Annotated in this window: 5 protein-coding genes; all 5 read left to right on the forward strand. The window is 45.4% G+C overall.

The genetic code is table 11. The annotated features are described in order from the left end of the window. Positions 1–125: 125 nt before the first annotated feature. The 5 genes from EAE90_RS16045 to EAE90_RS16065 are packed head-to-tail and all read left to right on the forward strand — an operon-like array spanning position 126 to position 19,825. Positions 126–11,414: a non-ribosomal peptide synthetase gene (locus EAE90_RS16045; protein ID WP_214054310.1), complete on the forward strand. Its 11,289-nt coding sequence runs from the start codon at positions 126–128 to the stop codon at positions 11,412–11,414. After that, on the forward strand, positions 11,411–16,870 hold the full coding sequence (locus tag EAE90_RS16050; RefSeq protein ID WP_214054311.1) for a non-ribosomal peptide synthetase: 5,460 nt from the start codon (positions 11,411–11,413) through the stop codon (positions 16,868–16,870). Before EAE90_RS16045 ends, EAE90_RS16050 begins: the two co-directional genes overlap by 4 nt. Beyond that, a complete protein-coding gene (locus EAE90_RS16055) occupies positions 16,871–17,944 on the forward strand; it encodes an NAD-dependent epimerase/dehydratase family protein (protein WP_214054312.1) in 1,074 nt (357 codons plus the stop codon). Beyond that, a complete protein-coding gene (locus tag EAE90_RS16060; protein WP_214054313.1) occupies positions 17,941–19,068 on the forward strand; it encodes a Gfo/Idh/MocA family oxidoreductase in 1,128 nt (375 codons plus the stop codon). The genes EAE90_RS16055 and EAE90_RS16060 overlap by 4 nt, the downstream gene beginning before the upstream one ends. Further along, the gene (locus EAE90_RS16065; protein ID WP_214054314.1) at positions 19,061–19,825 is read left to right on the forward strand and encodes a thioesterase II family protein; all 765 of its coding nucleotides are present in this window, start codon (positions 19,061–19,063) and stop codon (positions 19,823–19,825) included. Before EAE90_RS16060 ends, EAE90_RS16065 begins: the two co-directional genes overlap by 8 nt. Positions 19,826–19,831: the final 6 nt, after the last annotated feature.

The raw sequence follows: 19,831 nt of genomic DNA on the forward strand, positions 1-19,831 counted from the left end.
GTGATGGATTATAAGAGTAGTTAAACCCATTAACTACTCTTATATGCTACGCGTTATTTATAAATTTTCACTGCCTGCTATTACTACCATTTTAAATGATAGTAATAATTGTAAGGGATTAAGGTATGGATGATAAAAATAACTTATCAGGATGGGTAAGAGATACTCTTTATTCATATGCAAATAGACAACCTGACGAAACGGTTTTAAGATATTGCCTTAAGGATAATACTCAAGAATTTAATTATAGAGATGTTATCTGTCTCAGTAGTTATATTGCCCGCCATATAAATTACCGCGAAAATGCTAAAGCGATTATTCTGATACCGGGTAATGCTCAATTTATTTTGGGATTCATAGCTTGTATTATCCGTGGCATCACGGCTGTCCCTGTTAACTTACCTGCCAGTCATCGTCTTGGACGAGTAGCGGATACAATTGATCATATTTTCGAAGATTGTCAGCCAGAATATATTATTACTTTAAAAAGCTCCGTTGATGAAATTGAAAAGCGACAATGGCATATAGGTCGTCAGGTTATTGTGCTAGATGATATTCTTGCGGAGAATGACATATTAGAAATACCATCAGCTAATGAATATAAGGAGTTAATGTGTCCGAATGATGGACCCGTATTCCTTCAATATTCTTCTGGTTCTACCGGTAAGCCGAAAGCGGTCTGCAATTTTGATGCAAATATGCAGGCGCAACATGAGATATTGCTTGAATTACATCGCGATTGCCAGCCACGAATTATTACAGCCAATTGGATACCGTTTTATCATGATATGGGCATATTTTGTGGGTTATTAGCGCCACTATTATCTGGCGGTTGTTGCAACTTCATTTTGCCTAGCCATTTTGCTGCTGATCCTGCCCGTTGGTTAAAGCTGATTACTGATTATTCTGCAAATTCTACAGCCGCACCAGATTTCGCCTGGCAAATGTGCGTTGATAGTATCACTCAAAAACAAGCGGCAGAATTCGATCTCTCTTCGCTGAAAATGGTATTGAATGCCGCAGAACCTATACGGGCTGAAACTATGCCGCGGTTTGCCCGCCATTTTTCTGTATCAGGTTTTAATCCTTTAAGCTTTGTGCCCGCCTATGGTATGGCGGAAGCAACTCTCGTCATCAGCCGAAAACCCGCCGGGATGCCATTCATTAGCCAGCGCTTTGATGCAGATAGGCTTGTTGCTGGTTACGCTGTTCCTGATGAAAATGGTCGTGAGTTGGTCAGTTCAGGGCAGGTTGTCAGTGGGTGGAAACTACGGATTGTTGATCCCGAAACCGGTGAAATATTACCAGAAGGGCGAATTGGTGAAATTTGGGTTGATGGTGATTCCAAGGCGTTTGGTTATTGGCAGAAACCTGAACTTAGCCGACAGACTTTTATGGCCTGCCTTAATCAGTCTATAGATAAAAGCCATTACCTGCGAACCGGGGATTTAGCCTTTATCTGGCAGGGAGAACTTTATATCTGTGGTCGACATAAAGATCTTATTATTATCGCTGGCGAAAATTACATGCCAAATGATATTGAAGCTAATATTGAGACGGGATGTGAAGAAGTAAAAATCGGTGGAGTTTGTGCTTGCCAGCGGGTAGAAAGCGGAGAATTATTCGTTTTTGCTGAAGTTTATCGCCATCTTGAAGCGACTGAATTACAGGCTATTGCCCGACAGATTGCTGCCAGAGTCGCATCGGAGTTTCAGCTTTCACTAGAGAATGTTGTGTTATTGCCTCATGGAGAGTTGAAAAAAACGTCCAGTGGAAAAATCCGACGCAAACAAATGTTGGCTGATTTTGATAACAACCAGCTAAAAGTACTCTTTGTCTTGCCGTGTGATACCGATAAAAAAATATCTTCTTCCCTGTCCAGTTGGCTTTATCAGCTTCTTTGTAGTTTGTTGCACTTAGATAACCCAGATCCTGCCTGTGGCTTTGCTGAATTGGGGTTAACCAGCCTGTTAGCAGTCCGCTATTGCCAGCAAATAAATAAAACTTGGCATTGTAATCTAACCCCTGCGGATTTATTTGCTTATCCAAATATTACTCAATTGGCTAAATATATTGATAAATTATCAGGTGAAAAAATCACGGAGTCTGTCAGGAAATCTGAATCAGCCAGAAACAAACAAATTGCAATTATTGCGATAAGTTGTCGCTTACCGGGGCAGACAAGCGACAGATGGCAGCAATACGGGCAATGGTTGGCAAAAGGAGAGTTAGCCGTCAGAGACAACAATTCAGAACTTCGCCAATTTACGCTGCCTATTGGCGCTCTGGAAGATATTGATCAATTTGACGCCCGTTTCTTCAACATTTCAGCCCGGGAAGCCGTATTACTTGATCCTCAGCAGAGGTTATTGCTTGAATTAAGCTGGCATTTATTCGAACAAGCCGGATGGTTGCCGGAGCAATTGAAACAATCGGATATTGGTTTCTTTATCGGTCAGAGCGGCAGTGAGTTCGGTCAGCAACTACTAAAACTGAATAATCCTGAATATGCCAAAAGTTATTTAGCTACTGGGATTAATACGAGTGCAAGTTCTGGCAGATTAGCAAAGTTCTATGGAACAACAGGTCCGGCACTCACTATTGATACAGCCTGCTCTTCTTCTTTGGTGGCATTAGATACTGCGATACGTAGCTTACAACAAGGGCAATGCCACGCTGCTGTCGCTGGCGGCGTTAACATTTTACTGTCACCGCAGATTGAACAAACATTGATAAACGCGGGTATGTTATCACCTGAGGGGCGATGCGCTACGCTGAGTGAAGATGCGGATGGCTATGTCAGAGGAGAAGGTGCAGCATTACTATTGCTAAAACCTTATCAACAGGCTTTGGATGACGGTGATCCGGTACTGGCAGTGATTGAAGCCAGTTGTGTCGCTCAGGATGGTGAAAGCAGCAGTTTGACTGCTCCGAATCCGCAAGCTCAGTCAGCAATGCTTATGCGATTATTGGAACAGGCTGATATTGCCCCTGATGATATTGATTTGCTGGAGATGCATGGCACGGGTACAGCTTTAGGCGATCCGATTGAGTTACAAGCTATCGATAGTGTTTATGGTAAACGACGCCAACCATTGCCGTTGGCCGCTTGTAAAGCACAAATTGGTCATCTGGAAGCTGCCGCAGGCGTGGCCTCCGTGGTTCGCGCCGTGGCACAGATACATCAGCAACAACGGTTTGGTCATCCAACTCTGGCTTCGTTCAGCACTAAATTGTCAGCGTTAATGCCACGTTATCGTTACAGTAAACAGACTGAATCTCACCGAATAGAACACGTTGCGGTTAGTTCATTCAGTTTTACCGGCACAATGGCAGGCTTAGTGCTGAGTAAAGCAAACTTATCTGATCATCCGGTTCCTGCGCCATGTGTTGAAAATGGTTTATTACCGCTTTCAGCCTGTAGTGCATCCGCATTGCAACAAATGGCAAATCAATTAGCAGATTTGCTGGAAAATCACCAAGAGCAAGCCGGAGAATTGCTCAACGGTTGGTTGAAGAAACGCCATCATCATTTTGGTTGGCGGGTGTTAATTCCCTATCAGAATTTATCAGCTCTGATTGCGCATTTGCGCCATGTTGAACCAATTCAAATTGATCGCGTAAGAATGTTAGACAAGAGCGATGATCCTTACGATTGGTTACAAGGGCAATCCTATAACTGGGTTAAATATGCAGGGAGCATGCCTGTTAGCCGATTTGTACTAACCAAACTGCCTCTCTATCCATTCAATCGCGCGAGTTACTGGCCAGAAGAACTTCGTTTAACTGAACAGGGAACCCAAGATCGATCCAAATCTTGCTCAGGTCATACCAGCTTTGATTTCGTTATCAATTGGGTAGCGGACATATTGGGAACTGAGCCTAATTTATTAGCAATGGATGATAATTTGCTCAATTTGGGCATTGATTCATTACAAATGTTGGATTTGGTGGATGAGTGTAAAAAACAGAATGTCATTCTGTCATTAGCTTCCTTATTCCAACAGCCAACGTTAGCCGCATGGCAACAGTGTTGGTTTTCTGCCGTTCAATCTAAAGATGTCTCAACAGAATCAGAGCAGCCGGTTATAACATGGAATGGCGAGCCTTTCGAACTCACTTCGGTTCAGCAAGCCTACTGGACAGGGCGCCAAAAAGATCAAATTCTGGGGGGAATCGCTTGTCAGGTCTATCTGGAATTGGATTGCCCGCCACTGAAAGACAGTGATATTGAATGGGCAGTTAATCAATTACATCAGCGCCATGATATGTTGCGGATGCGTATTACCCATGATGGTAAAGGGGAAATTACGACTTACCAGCCGGTATCCATTGAATCTTATGGCTGGCAGCAACTTTCACTGAATTTATTGGAAGAGGAGAGATTCGCTCTCAGGCAACGTCTGGAAACCAAAGTTGCAGATCTGACAATTGAAAGCGGATTTGGCGTAGTGGTAAGCCATACCGTGAATAGCAGTCGCTTACATATTAATATCGATATGGTGATGGCGGATGCGATGAGCCTTCAGATTTTGTTGAAAGAACTCAGCCAGTTTATTTTGACGCCGGGTGTACTTCTTCCTCAATTAAATTACAGCTTCCCACAATATCTGTGTGAGCAAGCCGTTGATAATCAGTTAATCGACAGTCGTCAATACTGGCAAAAAAGATTGGCTGAGCAATTCCCTTTTGCACCTCAGTTACCACTGGCAGTGAAACCAGAGCATATTGATAAACCTGATTTCTATCATCGCCAGTGGAGTCTGGAACAACCTCGTTGGTTATCATTGAAGGAAACCGCCCGCAGCAACGGTATAACCCCATCAATGTTGCTGGCGAATTGCTTTGCCGAAACATTACGCGGCTGGGCTGAATCACCGAATTTCACTCTGAATCTGACGATTTTCAACCGCCGTGGAAAACATCCTCACCTACCTGATTTAGTTGCTGATTTTACAACATTACTGTTACTGGCTTGCCATACGCAGGCGGGGAACAGCATTTTAGAAAACTGCCGGGTTCTCAATCGCCAGTTTATGTCAGATCTGGATCATGTGGATTACAGCGCAATTCAGGTTATGCGGGACTGGTCGCAAATATGCGGGCATCAGGTTCTCATGCCGGTGGTATTCACCAGTAATCTTGGCCGTGATCTGCTTAGCGGTAATGAACTGGGCGATCTGAATTATTTGGTATCCCAGACGCCACAAGTCTGGATTGACTGCCAGGTGATGGAGCATCAAGGGGAATTATTAGTCAGTTGGGATTGTGTGGATGGATTATTTCCTCAAGGGATGATTGATCAAATGTTCAGCTTTATGACTCAGCTGATCAGCGCGATTACCGACAATCCTCAACTGCTCTTAAAACCGGTTTCGCGTTATGTCACGCCGGAAATTATTGAACAGCGTACAGAGCCTAAAGATCGTGATGGCATGCTTTTTACGCCTCGTTTACTGCATCGCCGTTTTTATGAGATAGCTGAATTGTGGCGAGATTCACCTGCGGTTATCACGCCTCATCAACGATTAAGTTACGACGAACTTAAGCAGGATGTACTGGAACTGGCTTACAGACTGAAAGGAAAAAAAGTAAAGGCCGGAGATAATCTGGCATTACTGTTGCCAAAAGGTACAGAACAAGTTGTGGCGGTTTTGGCTTGCTTGAGTGTCGGGGCTGTATATGTTCCGCTGGATGTAGCGCAGCAAACAGCCCGTTTACAGACCATTATCAGTCAGGCGGATATTTCGTTGATTATTACAAACAGTGAATATCAGGGGCTTGTTAGTCGCTGGTTTGATTCTGTTTTGGATATTCATCAGACAGGTCATTCGCAACTGCCGTTATCACAGGTGGTTTATGGGGAACCGGGACTTTCTGCTTATATCATTTTTACATCCGGCTCTACCGGCACGCCTAAAGGTGTTGTGGTGTCTCATCAGGCTGCCGCTAATACAATTGATGATATTAACCGCCGTTATGGTCGATGGGAAAAAACACGAGTATATGCACTATCAGCACTGAATTTTGATTTGTCGGTGTATGACATCTTTGGCCCTCTTGCGTCAGGGGGTTCCCTAGTTATGCCTGGGGTGGGCCATGAGCGAGAAGCAAAACAGTGGTTAGAGCAGTTGCATAAGGAGCAGATAACCGTCTGGAATAGTGTTCCGGCACTGTTTGATATGTTGCTGGTGGCTGCTGAAAATGATCCTCGCGGTTTGCCTGATTCATTGCAACAGATATTGTTATCCGGTGATTGGGTTGGTCTGGATCTGCTGCCCCGTTTGCGTAAAGTCGGAAGTCAGGCGCAATTAACGGCAATGGGTGGAGCAACGGAAGCAGCTATCTGGTCTAACGCGATTGATGTCGATGCTATCCCGTTAGAATGGCGTTCAATTCCTTACGGTTATCCGCTCTCTAATCAGCATTACAGAGTCATGGATTCACAACAACGGGATTGTCCTGATTGGGTCGCTGGAGAGTTGTGGATCGGTGGAGAAGGCGTAGCACTGGGCTATTACGGCGACCAAGAAAAAACAGATGCTCAGTTTGTTCTGCATCAGGGACAGCGTTATTACCGGACGGGAGATTATGGTCGCTTTTGGCTAGGAGGATGCCTTGAGTTTCTTGGCCGCAAAGATAGCCAGATTAAACTGAATGGTTACAGGATTGAACTGGGTGAAATTGAGACTGTGGCTTTACGTCACCCTGCAATCAGTAAAGCCGTCGCATTATGTTTATCTGAACCACAGAAACACCTGAGATTATTCGTTGAAGGTCAGGTTATCGCGGGTGATTCTTCAACATTAGCTGAGGATGTATTGCCTGAGATGCCAACATTGGTTCAGGTAGAAAGCAGTCAGGATGATGAACAGCATATTGCTTTATCACTGTTGCAAAAGATATTGATTGATTCTTTGCAACTGACGCTAACTCAGCCACAGAGTGCAGAAATACTTTATCAACAAGCCGGGATAATACCCCGTTATCAGCCACTATTTATTCAGTGGTTGGAATGGCTGGCTCATCAGGGATGGTTATCTGAAAGTGAAAAAGGTTGGCAATTGAATCAAGATTGGCAATCAGATAACAAGCCGGTGCTGGTATCTCGAATGGATGAGATTTATCAAGCGCTTAATAGGTGTTGTGACTGGGTTGCGCAAGTTATCCAAGGGAAACAGAATCCATTGGTGCTGATTGATGATCCTGTATTGTCACCGGAAGTTTTGGTTGCTGGTTCACCGGAAACTGGAGCGGCAATTACCCTTATTGCGGATCAAATCCATCAGTTATCCACGATATTGCAGCGGCCTGTCAGAGTAGCAGAGCTGAATGGCCGCAGTGGTCTGTTTGCAGTCAAGTTACTCGATCTATTGTCGGATTTGGATATTGAATACTGCTTAGTTGAACAGGCTGGTTCACTGCGTGAATTGGCGAAATATCGTCTGTCGGGTTATCCGCATCAGAGCCAGGTTTGTACGGTGCAAGAAGCGGCGCATTATAGTGCTGATCTGGTTATCAGTAATAATGCACTGCATCGCTATGCCGATATCCGTCAAGGAATCTCCGATCTGCAAGTCTTGGTGTCTTCTGGCAGTAGAGCGCTGGTGTTTGAAAGTCAATATCTCAGTCCGCTGGCACAATTAACGGTATTACTGTTGCAGGATGAAAATGGTTTTACTGATCTGAGACAAGGGCAGCGAGATCCACTATTGGATAAGAAACGTTGGCAACAGCAGTTGTTGCAAGGTGATTTACCTGTGCAGTCTGTCACGGTAATTGGTGAGAACGCCATACTGTTGATGTGCAAAAACTGTAGTGGCAACGTTACGGTTAATCGCCATGAATTGACACAGCATCTGACAAATTATCTTCCAGCTTATATGTTGCCGCAGTATTTACATGTTTTAGATAAACTGCCATTGAATGCTAATGGAAAAATAGATCGCAAAGCACTTGAGCAATTAACGGTAGATGAGGCAGAACAGAAAATTCTGCAATCTGTACAGGGAGCCGAATTGTCGGGAAAAGCCGAATATCTGGTCGCTAAAATCTGGCAACAGGTATTGGGAACAGAACCAATGGCTGACAGCAATTTCTTCCTGCTCGGTGGTGATAGTTTACATGCGACTCGGATTGTTGTGGCGCTGGAATCAGAAGGAGCTGTAGATGTCTCACTGGCTCAAGTGTTTTCCTCCCCGGTATTGCGTGATTTCTCACGATTAATGACTTTTGCTGAACGGCCAAAAACCGAAGTGATGCAACTGCAACATCAGGAAAGTGAGCGTTATCATCCATTCCCCCCTACAGATGTACAACGAGCCTATCTGATGGGACGTCAGGTCGGTTTCCGTCTCGGTGGTGTTGCAACTCATTATTATAATGAATATGAAGGTCAGCCTTTTGATGCAATACGGTTGGAACAAGCTTTATCTGTCTTGATTGCCCGTCATGATGCATTGAGAATTGTCTTTGATGAGCAAGGAATGCAACGAGTGCTGCCACAGCAGCCAAAACCTGCGCTGGAAGTGATCCACTGTTCTGAACAACAGTGGCCAGAAGAAACGAGTAAACTGCGAGAAATCTTATCTCATCGGGTACTTGATCCGACACAATGGCCGTTGTTCCATGTGACGCTGATTCAATCAGATAATGGGCGTAATCGCCTGTACATCGGGTTGGATAATCTGATCTTAGATGGCTTGAGTATGCGTATTTTCTTCGCTGAACTTGAGCAGCTTTATCAGCAACCGGAAGCGGTATTGCCGTCAGTCGGGATTGGTTTCCGTGATTATCTCACCACAGTGGTTTCTGATGAGGAAAAGAGCTACAAATCAGCAAATTACTGGCGGCAGCGGCTGGCAGAATTACCTGAAGCGCCAAAGCTGCCGCTGATTTGTGATCCACAGTCATTGGGGACTCCACGGTTTAAACGTTGGCAATCTGTTTTGCCTCAGCAACAGTGGCAAACTCTGACAGAAAAAGCACGGCATTATCAAGTGACGCCTTCTTGTTTATTGCTGACTTGTTATGCTCAGGTGCTGGCGAAATGGTCTGAATCGGCGTCATTGAGTATCAATGTGACGTTATTTGATCGTCAGCCATTACATCCTGATATCAACCATATTCTGGGCGATTTCACTTCGCTTTTATTACTGGAATGTCACCATTTAGCCGATGAAAACTGGCTCAACAGGGCACAGCGGTTACAGCAACAGCTTTGGCAAGATCTGGCTCATACCGATGTTTCGGCTGTATGGGTTATCCGTGAATTGAATAAACAACGGCAAGTTACCGATTTGGCTATGCCCGTCGTGTTTACCAGCGCATTAGGGGCAGAGGTCATGCCTTATCAAGAGAGTGCGCAACCTTTCCCACCGTCTATCTGGGGAATTTCCCAGACCCCTCAGGTTTGGATCGATCATCAGGTATATGAACAGGATGGAGAATTACGTTTCAACTGGGATGTGGTCGATGGTCTGTTCCCGCAAGGTATGATTGATACGATGTTCAGCGCATATTGTGATTTGCTGATGCAGTTAAGTGTGATTCCAGACTGGCATATTCAGGTGAATGTCCCCTTGCCGATACAGCAGCAACAGTGTCGTAAACGGGTTAATGATACGTATCAGGAACTGAGTTTTGCACCAATGCACCAGCGTGTTGGACAAGCGATGAAACAGTTTGCAGATCGAACAGCGATTATTGATGGGGAATTACACATCAGCTATCAGCAGTTAGAGCAACATGTGCAACGTTTGGCTCAGGTTTTGGTTGAACAAGGCGTTTGTTCGGGGGATTGTGTTGGTGTTGCGTTGCCGAGGGGGCATCGACAAATCGTCGCGGTACTGGCTATTCAGTGGTTGGGGGCTGCCTATGTTCCCATCTCTGTCGAGTGGCCTGTACTTCGCCGAGAACAGGTTGCTCAACAGGCGGGATTGATCTGCGTAGTAGCGGATAGCCACTTGCAATGGACGGGTTCTGTCGCTCTTGTTGATATTAACCAGTCACCATTAACAACAACGGTGATTCAGCCCTGGAATTCACAAGCGCAAGATCTGGCTTACATTATTTTCACTTCTGGTAGCACTGGGGCGCCAAAAGGCGTAGCGATAAGTCATGAGGCGGCAGTCAATACTATTGAAGCGATCAATCGACAGCATTGTGTTGGTAAGCAGGACAAAATTCTGGCGCTGTCTGCACTGCATTTCGACCTTTCTGTGTGGGATATCTTTGGTGTGTTGTCAGCCGGAGGGGCTTTAGTCACGGTACCTGAATCCTATGCCAAGGACGCTGCATATTGGTTGACTCTGATAAAACAGCACCGGATAACGTTATGGAACAGCGTGCCAGCCCTACTGGAAATGGCCTTGTTACTGTGTGAAAACGATGAACAAACCGATGCGCTTACCAGTTTGCGTCTGGTAATGCTCTCCGGTGACTGGATTAACCTTGCATTGCCTGAGCGTTTGAAACGCTGGATGCCACAGGTGCAACTCGTTTCTATGGGGGGCGCGACAGAAGCAGCTATTTGGTCGAATTACTGGTTAGTGGACGAGCTTGACCCTGAATGGAACTCCATTCCTTATGGATTACCGTTGCCGAATCAGCGTTTCCGGGTAGTAAACGAACTGAATGAGGATTGCCCTGATTGGGTTGCCGGTGAACTGTGGATTGGCGGTCATGGTGTGGCGCTGGGTTATTTCGGTGATGATGAGCGTACTGATAATCAGTTTATTTTCTGGCAAGGCGAGCGTTGGTATCGTACTGGCGATATGGGGCGTTATCACTCAACAGGCGTACTGGAATTCCTGGGACGGCGTGATCAGCAAGTTAAAATTTCCGGCTACCGTATTGAGCTGGGTGAGATCGTACAGGCTTTGAAAGGTTGTGATGGTATTGAAGATGCGTTGGTATTTGTTAATCAACGTGGCGAACGTCCATCCCTCTCAGCTTGCGTCTTGGCATCGCAAGCGCCGGATTGGTCGCTATTGCAGCAACAACTGTTAGCACAATTACCAGAATATGCGGTCCCGGTCGAGTTTGGCTGGTTGTCTTGCTGGCCGTTGACAGACAATGGCAAGCTAGATCGCAAAATGATTGAGCAGCAGCTACGACATGTTGTCAATCAGGCTATGGATACATTGCCGGAAAGCCCATTAGAAAAACAACTGGCAGATGTGCTATTGCCATTACTCAATCTGACGCAACTCAGCGTTCATGACAATTTCTTTGCCCTTGGCGGCGACTCCTTTATTGCAACTCGTTTCACTTCTGAACTGAGGCGTCGTCATAACATTGATTTACCACTCTGGCAGGTTTTTAACCTGCAAACCATTGCACGTATGGCACAACAACTACAATCCACTCCCGCAGAGGAAGCGGAAATGATTTTTGAGGAAGGTTCTTTATGAATGGCCAGGAAACTATACAGAAAAAAACAGCACAACTAGCAGTTTCACAACAAGCTGTCGAGCTTTTGCTGCAACTTGAGCAACAACAGGTTAAATTCTGGCTGGAAGGTGACGCGTTGAAATTTCGCGCGCCTGAGGGAGTGATGAATAATCACGTTATCGCCCAATTGAAGAATTTAAAACCACAAATTATTGCGTTAATACAGGAGTGGCAGGAACCACAGAATTTTGTAATAAACCCGGCACAGAAGCATTTGCCTTTCTCTCTAAGTGATGTGCAGTCAGCTTATTTTGTCGGGCGTCATTCAATGTTCGATTATGGCGGCGTGGGTTGTCACGGCTATTTTGAGATCCTGACTGAACATTGGGACGTTAAACGTCTTGAACAGGTATGGAATCAACTGATCCAACGCCATGATATGTTGCGGGCGGTATTTACTGTTCAGGGGCAGCAACAGATTTTGCCGAAAGTGCATTATTTCACCATAGATTGCGCTTCCTCTTCTCAGGAAGAACTTCGGCAAACCATGTCTCACAGGGTTTATCAGACCGATTGTTGGCCTCTATTTGATCTGAAAGTCAGCCAGGCGGCGGAGAAATCCTGCCTTCATTTCAGTATTGATTTGCTGATTGCTGATTTTCTCAGTGTACAAATTTTGCTGGCGGAACTGTTAAAAGGTTATCAAGAGCCTCAGACAGAATTTATTCCATTGCAGGCTAGTTTCCGTGATGTGATGGAGTTTGAGCGACGCCGCCGCCATCATCGTAGCTATGCCAGTGCGCGTGAATATTGGTTGAAACGTCTGCCTGAGTTGTCGGCAAGCCCACAATTACCTCACCTTCCGGTACAAAGTGGCGTTATCCCTCGTTTCAGCCGTTACGATTTGCAACTCACTACTAAGCAGTGGGAGCAATTGCAACAACGTTGTCGTTTGCACGGCGTCTCTCCTTCCGCCCTACTTTTGGCTCTATTTAGTGAAACACTTGGGCGCTGGTCGGAAACAAAATCTTTTTGCCTCAATCTGACGGTAATGAATCGCCGAGATCTGCATGACGATATCCACCGGATGGTTGGGGATTTTACCAGCGTTAACCTATTGCAGACAGATATTAGTCAGTCTCTCTCCCTGCTGGAGCGGGTAAAAAATCTACAGGCGCAACTGTGGCAAGATTTGGAACATAACGCATTCAGCGGTATTGAGGTGATACGTGAGCTGGCACGACAAAGGGGAGCAGAAGCTGCGAGAATGCCGATAGTATTTACCAGCGCATTAGTCGGCGAGGGTAAAGAGCAAGCGCAGGATATTATTAGCCAATTACCGATGGATATTGAGATTGGCTATGGTATCAGCCAGACCCCGCAGGTATGGATTGATTGTCAGGTGATGACTCGTAACGGCGGGTTATTGATCAACTGGGATATCATGGAGGGTGTATTCCCGGTGGATATGATCCGCGATATGTTCAGTTGCTTTACTGGAGCGATATATCAGGCGCTGGAACCTGTTGATATGTGGGATCAGGTACTCGTCATTAATCTGCCGGAATATCAGCAAAAAATGCGGCAACAGGTTAATGCGACTGAGGAAGTGATCCAATCGGCATTATTACATCAAGGTGTCTTGGAACAAGCCGATAAGACGCCTGATGCATTGGCATTAATTGATGCGTGTGGACCGGTGACTTATCAACAGATGGTAACACGTGCAACAAAACTGGCCGCTTTTTTACCCCAAGGCGGACATAGCGCGGTATTGATGGAGAAAAGCGCGGAGCAGATTATTGCTACCCTAGCGATTCTCATCGCTGGCGGTGCTTATTTGCCGCTTGATATTTCACAGCCGTTACCACGGATATTGCAAATTCTTGTTGATGCACAGATTGATGCGATATTGACAGATAATGAAGTTTTAGCTCGGCAGTTACGGGAACAGGGATTTAATGCTGCTAGCACAGAGAATTTGTCAGAACTGGCAACGACTTCCGTTATGTCAGAGAAACAAAATGACCCGCATGATTTGGCTTATATTATTTATACCTCTGGCAGTACTGGGCAGCCGAAAGGTGTGATGATAAGCCATGATGCCGCGGTGAATACCATCAGCGATATCAATCGTCGTATGAATGTCACATCGACTGACCGCATATTGGCACTGGCGAGGCTGAGCTTTGATCTGTCTGTTTATGATATTTTTGGTGTACTTAGCTCTGGAGGCGCACTGATATTGCCTCAAGAACAGGATTTACAAAACCCGGCACAATGGGCGCGGTTAATTGATGAGCATCAGGTTACGTTGTGGAACTCTGTCCCGGCACAAATGACGATGTTGACCCGCTATCTGTCTGAAGGGGGAAGTGAATCAATGGGTAGTTTGCGCTGTGTAATGATGTCTGGCGACTGGATTCCGCTGAATTTGCCAACCGCTATTTATCAGCATGCGCCAGATGCTTATCAATTTAGCCTTGGTGGGGCTACTGAAGCTGCTATTTGGTCGAATATTTGGCCGATAGAGCCAGCAACAACCTATCACAACAGCATTCCTTATGGTACGCCATTAGCTAATCAGCAGTTCCGTATTTTGGATCTTCATGGAGAGCCTTGCCCTGATTGGGTTGCGGGAGAACTTTGGATTGGTGGCCGTGGTGTTGCTCAGGGCTATTGGCAGGATGAAGAAAAAACTTGCCATCATTTTATTACTGATAACCAAGGACAACGCTGGTACCGCACGGGAGACCGGGGGCGTTATACCATCAATGGCGTGATTGAATTTCTTGGCCGCTGTGATAATCAGGTAAAAATTCGTGGTTATCGGGTAGAAACAGGTGAGATAGAGGCGGTGTTAGAACGACATCATAGTGTGGCTCAGGCTGCGGTTGTCGTAAAAGGAGATAAGCATAATCAAGAATTACACGCTTTTGTTGAAGCTGCGACAGAAAATTCTTTGGAACAGGCAGAGAAGCTATGTCAGCGCTGTGAGATTGCATTACAAAAAGTACGCTCGGTTGCCAGCGATATTGAAGCAACAATAGATAAGCAAAAGGTAGAAAAACTGGTTTGGTTCCTTGATCGTGTGGCCCTGTTGCATATGGTTGGCGCGTTGGTGGATGTTGGTGCTTTACAGGTAGGAAAGTCCACGACTCTTGCTTCTGTGATGGAAAACGGAAATATTGCGGCAGAAAATCTGCAATTAACACGCCGATGGCTGAAAGCATTGACTCAACATCAATTAATTCAACAACAAGGCGAGTATTACCAGTTGAATACTGATGTTTCAGAGCATGAAATCAAACAGTGTTGGCAACAATGTTATGATCTGATGTCAGCATTGGATGATGACCAAGGTTTGCTTACCTATTTGGAACGTAGCAGCCGGTGTCTACCGGAATTGTTGCAGGGCAAAGAAGATCCGCTGAATTTGTTATTCCCTGACGGCAAGCTGGATGTTGCGACTAAAACTTACCAAAACAATCTGATCAGTAAAATGATGAATCGCTTGTTGCTGGCAGCGGCTGAACAAAAAGCGGCTCAGATTAATCATGAGGAAAAACGTTGCCTGCGGGTATTGGAAATTGGAGCTGGCGTAGGTGGCACCAGTAACGTGTTGATCCCGCAACTGGCAGGCTGGCAAGTCGAATATACCTTTACCGATATTTCCCCATTCTTCCTAAATGAGGCCAGATTACGTTATCAGCAGTTTGATTTTGTTCGTTACCAGTTGTTTGATTTCAATCGTACACCGGTAGAACAAGGGTTCGATTGTGGTCAGTTTGACGTGATTGTTTCTTCTAATGTTTTGCACAATGCCATTATTGCTCGTCAAGGATTAGAGCATCTGCGCCAGTTACTGGCTCCGAATGGATGGCTGTTGGTTATTGAGGCGACACGGGATAATTACCAGTTGATGACTTCTATGGAGTTTAAGCATGGTTTGAGTGATTTTGCGGATGAACGGCTGGAGTTTGATTCACCGTTTATGCCGCAGAAAAATTGGCTCAATGCCATGCTCGACGTGGGGGCGGAGACGTTATGGGCTTATCCGCCAGCAGAGGATGCGCTTTATCAACTAGGGCAGAGTTTTATTTTGGCGCAATTTAATCTCAACCGTAAACAATGCGACAGCGCAACATTACTAGAGTCATTAAAACAACAACTGCCTGCTTATATGGTGCCTGCTCGCCTTACCATACTTGATCGGCTGCCTGTGACAACTAATGGCAAAGTTGATCGTAAAAGTATGCCGGATTTACCAGAGCGTAGCGGAAATGAACCAGTAGCAGAGAGCAACAGCAGCGACAAATTGGAACAGACCTTACTGACGTTGTGCCGGGAATTGCTCGGGCACAATAATATTGGTCTTGATGATGATTTCTTCACTAGCGGCGGTGACTCATTATTAATAACGCAATGGATAAGCAGGATTCGTCAGGAGCTTGGGGAAGATAACGTTCCGTGGGAGGGCAGTTTGCGTCAGGTTCTGCAACAGCCAACCGTTCGTGCCCTGGCGGCATTTCTGCGTACTCAATCAGAGCAGGATAAGAGATCATCAGATAGCCATTCTTGTCTGACGTTATTGAAAGAAGGCCACGGTGATCCCGTCATTATTTTGCATGAAGGTAGTGGTACGGTACTGCCTTGCCTACCTTTGACCGAAAAACTTTCTGGCCCGGTTTATGCGTTGAGTGTGGTAGATACAGAAGCTTTCCTGCAAATTCCGTCTGAGCAGTTAATATCTCAATTAGCTCAACATTATTTGCGGGATATTCAATCCTTGTCTGGTGATTGCCATTTATTTGGTTATTGCATGGGTGGGTTATTGGCCTTTGAAATGGCGCGTCAAGCCATGGAAAATCAGACGCCTGTCGCCTCAGTAACGATTGCCAGCAGTTATCAGATCCCTTATCTGATTGATGACCCACTGATGATAGATATGGCGATTATCTGGGGATTGTCTGTGGAGTGCCCGTGGCCATTGCCTCAGGAACAACTGGAAACCGTTTATGAAGGGTTGCTGGCGGAAAAGCCAGCGATAATTGATCGCCATTCTGTTGCTGAGTACGCTCGTGCTCGTGGAATGGACGCTTTTGCCGATGCTTATATGGCTGTGGTAGATATCCAAGAAGATCAGCGTCTACAGCAATTAGTCAGCGCTATTCGTAAAAATGATATTGCTGAAAAAGAGTTAATGCGGATGTGTTCTGTTTTCCGTCACAGCATTAATGGTGTTTGCCGTTATCAGCCAGATTATTTTGCCGGTGATCTGACGTTTGCCTGCCAAAATAATGATACTTATTTGCTGCCCGCGCTTCAGCAGGATATGAAAGAGTTCTGGCAGCAATATTGTCTTGGAGACGTGAATTATCTTTCACTGAATGGCGACCATTTTGACTGTATTAAATCAGATAATGTGATGCCATTGGTAAACCATCTTGAGCAACGCAAAACACAGGTGAGCTAAATGCATTGGGATAAAAAAATTCTGGTCATAGGTTCCACGGGAGCAGTAGGACGCTCTGTTGTTGCTGCATTGAATCAATTGGGTTATCAGGTGTCTGGGGCCGGGCGTCGCCCCTGTACTGAATTAGTTGATTATCATCAGATAGATTTATTCGATGAAAAAGCACTGACTGAGCTTTGTCAGCCGTTTTCTTTGATCATTAATGCCGCAGGCCCGGCTTCGCAAATTCAGGACAGAATTGCCAGAGCAGCATTGGCTGCGGCAACGCATTATCTGGATGTTGCAGGAGAACCTATTGTCTGGCGGCAATTGGCGTCAGATGAGAAATTAGCGCCGTTATTACAGAAATCAGCTTGTGTCTTGGGCGCGGGATATGTTCCGGGATTTGCTTCGATTTTACCTTTTCTAGCGGTAAACCGGCTGAGATCAGTAAGTAAAATGCGGTCATATCTTGGGGGAATAGAGCCTTTTACGGTGACTTCTGCCATTGATTTTATTGATAGCCTGAATGAACAGAATGGTAAAGCAGGTCATATCTTATCTGGAGGAAGGTTACAACGGGCAGCAATAGAAAAGAATGTTCAGCCCGAAACGGCTAACAGGACATTTGATGCCCTGCCATATCTCAGTTTTGAATTGGAAAGAGTTGCTCGTCAACTAAATCTGATTGATTTTGCTGCATTTAATTTACTGGCGGATCGCCAGCTATTGCTGACAGATCAGTTCAATGGTGAGCTGGGAATTAAACAGCTAATCAGCCAGAGTGAAGAACTAACGCATCGTTATGGTCAACAGCAACATATTTTGCTGGAAGCAGAAGGTGTATTAGCGGGGCAACCCGTTACTCTCATTGCCAAAGGGCGTTTTACTGATAGCTATCGTTTTACCGGAGTAGTTGCTGCATTGGCGGCTGATATGATGCTCAAAACACCACAATCAGGGTTGAAATGGCTATCTGATTTAGCTGATGCAGAGCAGTTATTGTCAGGGCTTGAGCGAATGGGGGCCTTTGAATACTGGCAGATAGAGATGAAGTTGCGTCAGAGCGCAGATTATGTCGAGGGAGAACTATGAGCCGTCCATTGCGTGTTATCGTTTGTGGTACTTTGTTCGGTCAAGTCTATTTGTCAGCGTTTAAAACCCATTTTCCGGGTTTTGAATTGGCAGGAATTATTGCCCGTGGCAGTGAGCGCTCACAGAGGTTGGCGGCTGAATATCAGGTGCCTTTGTATGAACAAGTTTCCCAGTTGCCAGATGATATCGATATTGCCTGTGTGGTGGTACGTTCCGCCATTGTTGGCGGCGCAGGAAGTGAACTAACAAAACAATTGTTGAGCAGAGGAATTCATGTTTTACAGGAACATCCGGTTTATCAACGTGATGTGGCGGAGTGTTTGAAACTTGCTCGCCAACATAATTGTTGTTACTCAGTCAATACGCACTATCCGAATGTTCCGGCAGTACGGCAATTTACTGATTATTTGCAACAGGCAATGCAACATCAGCAACCTTTATTTATTGAAGCCACTTGTGGCGTTCAAGTGATTTGCGGTTTACTGGATATTCTAGGGCGTGCATTAGGGAGATTTACCCCTTTTGCTTTTGGGGACGCACATCACTGGGATAAACAATTATTGACTCAGGCTACCAGTTATCCACCGTATACCACTATTCAAGGGGTTATTATGGGGGTTCCTTTGATTCTGAATTTGCAGAATCAGCTTGATCCTGGTGATCCTGATAATCATTTCCACATTATGCAACGTATTTGCGTAGGTCTGCCCAGTGGTAATTTGCTGCTGGTGAATACACATGGTCCAGTGCTGTGGAATTCACGTTTCCATATACCACGCCAGCGTACAACCAGTGGGGTAAGGGAGCCTCTGCTGCCACAACAGGCTGCCCATTACTTTAAACCACCAACCGCCATTTCTCTGTATGACTGTTGCCCAAGCCTGGAGCAGATTACCAATCAGCACTGGCCTGAGGCTATTCGCCATGCTTTGCGGCAATTTGCCATACAGATGAAACAGCCTGATCCTCGCATGGCGCAATATTTACTGACAATGGCCTCTGTTTGGAAAACATTAATGAGTAAGGTTGGTAATCCAGAAAGTTTGCATGTGCCTGATCCTATTCCACCTCAACCAGAGATCAGCGAGTTTCTGAAACAACAAGGGGATGTTTACTATGTTTGATAACGCATCGTTTGCTAGAACAGCGCAACTAATAAAGCCGGGAAGTAGTAGCCAACTGATATGTTTTCATTATGCCGGGGGCAGAGCAGAATATTTTATCCCCTGGCGTGACGGAATTTCAAAGGATATTGCAGTTTATGCAGTTCAATTACCTGGACATGGCACGCGAATCAACGAACCGTTGCAAACTTGTATTCATCAGTTAGCAGATAACTTAGTCAAGGTCTTGAATATCTTGCCTTCACGTCCGACTTATTTTTTTGGGCATAGTATGGGAGCTGCGCTGGCATTTGAGGTGGCATTGCGTATGCAACAACAGGGTAGAAAAATCTGCGCGTTATTTGTTTCTGCCCGTCTGCCGCCGCACAAAAATAATGGTAATGATTATCATCGTCGAGATGAGTTGCAACTGTTGAATAAAATTACTTCTTTGGGCGGTTCTGCGATTGATTATCAGGCAATGCCCGAATTGAAAGCATTATTAATGCCCATTTTCCGAGCGGATTTTCAGGCTATTGAAACGTATCAACGCCGTTGCCGACAACAACTTGATTGCCCAGTGTTTGCTTGTGCCGGGGAACGTGATACGGAAGTTTCCCCGGAAGAGATGGCACAGTGGCAGTTGATAACTAAAGGTAAATTTGAATTGAGAGTATTTGATGGAGGGCATTTTTACCTCAATGATAAACCTTCAATTTTATTTGACTATATCAACAGTAATATTGCTGCTTCTATGGCGTCATTGAGTAATAAATAAATTTAG

The sequence above is a fragment of the Photorhabdus caribbeanensis genome (assembly GCF_018448885.1).
Lineage (GTDB): Bacteria > Pseudomonadota > Gammaproteobacteria > Enterobacterales > Enterobacteriaceae > Photorhabdus > Photorhabdus caribbeanensis.

Excerpts from the sequence above, each read along its gene's own strand:
- EAE90_RS16065 (WP_214054314.1), top strand. The coding sequence starts at position 19,061 with ATGTTTGATAACGCATCGTTTGCTAGAACAGCGCAACTAATAAAGCCG.
- EAE90_RS16055 (WP_214054312.1), top strand. The coding sequence starts at position 16,871 with ATGCATTGGGATAAAAAAATTCTGGTCATAGGTTCCACGGGAGCAGTA.
- EAE90_RS16060 (WP_214054313.1), top strand. The coding sequence starts at position 17,941 with ATGAGCCGTCCATTGCGTGTTATCGTTTGTGGTACTTTGTTCGGTCAA.
- EAE90_RS16050 (WP_214054311.1), top strand. The coding sequence starts at position 11,411 with ATGAATGGCCAGGAAACTATACAGAAAAAAACAGCACAACTAGCAGTT.
- EAE90_RS16045 (WP_214054310.1), top strand. The coding sequence starts at position 126 with ATGGATGATAAAAATAACTTATCAGGATGGGTAAGAGATACTCTTTAT.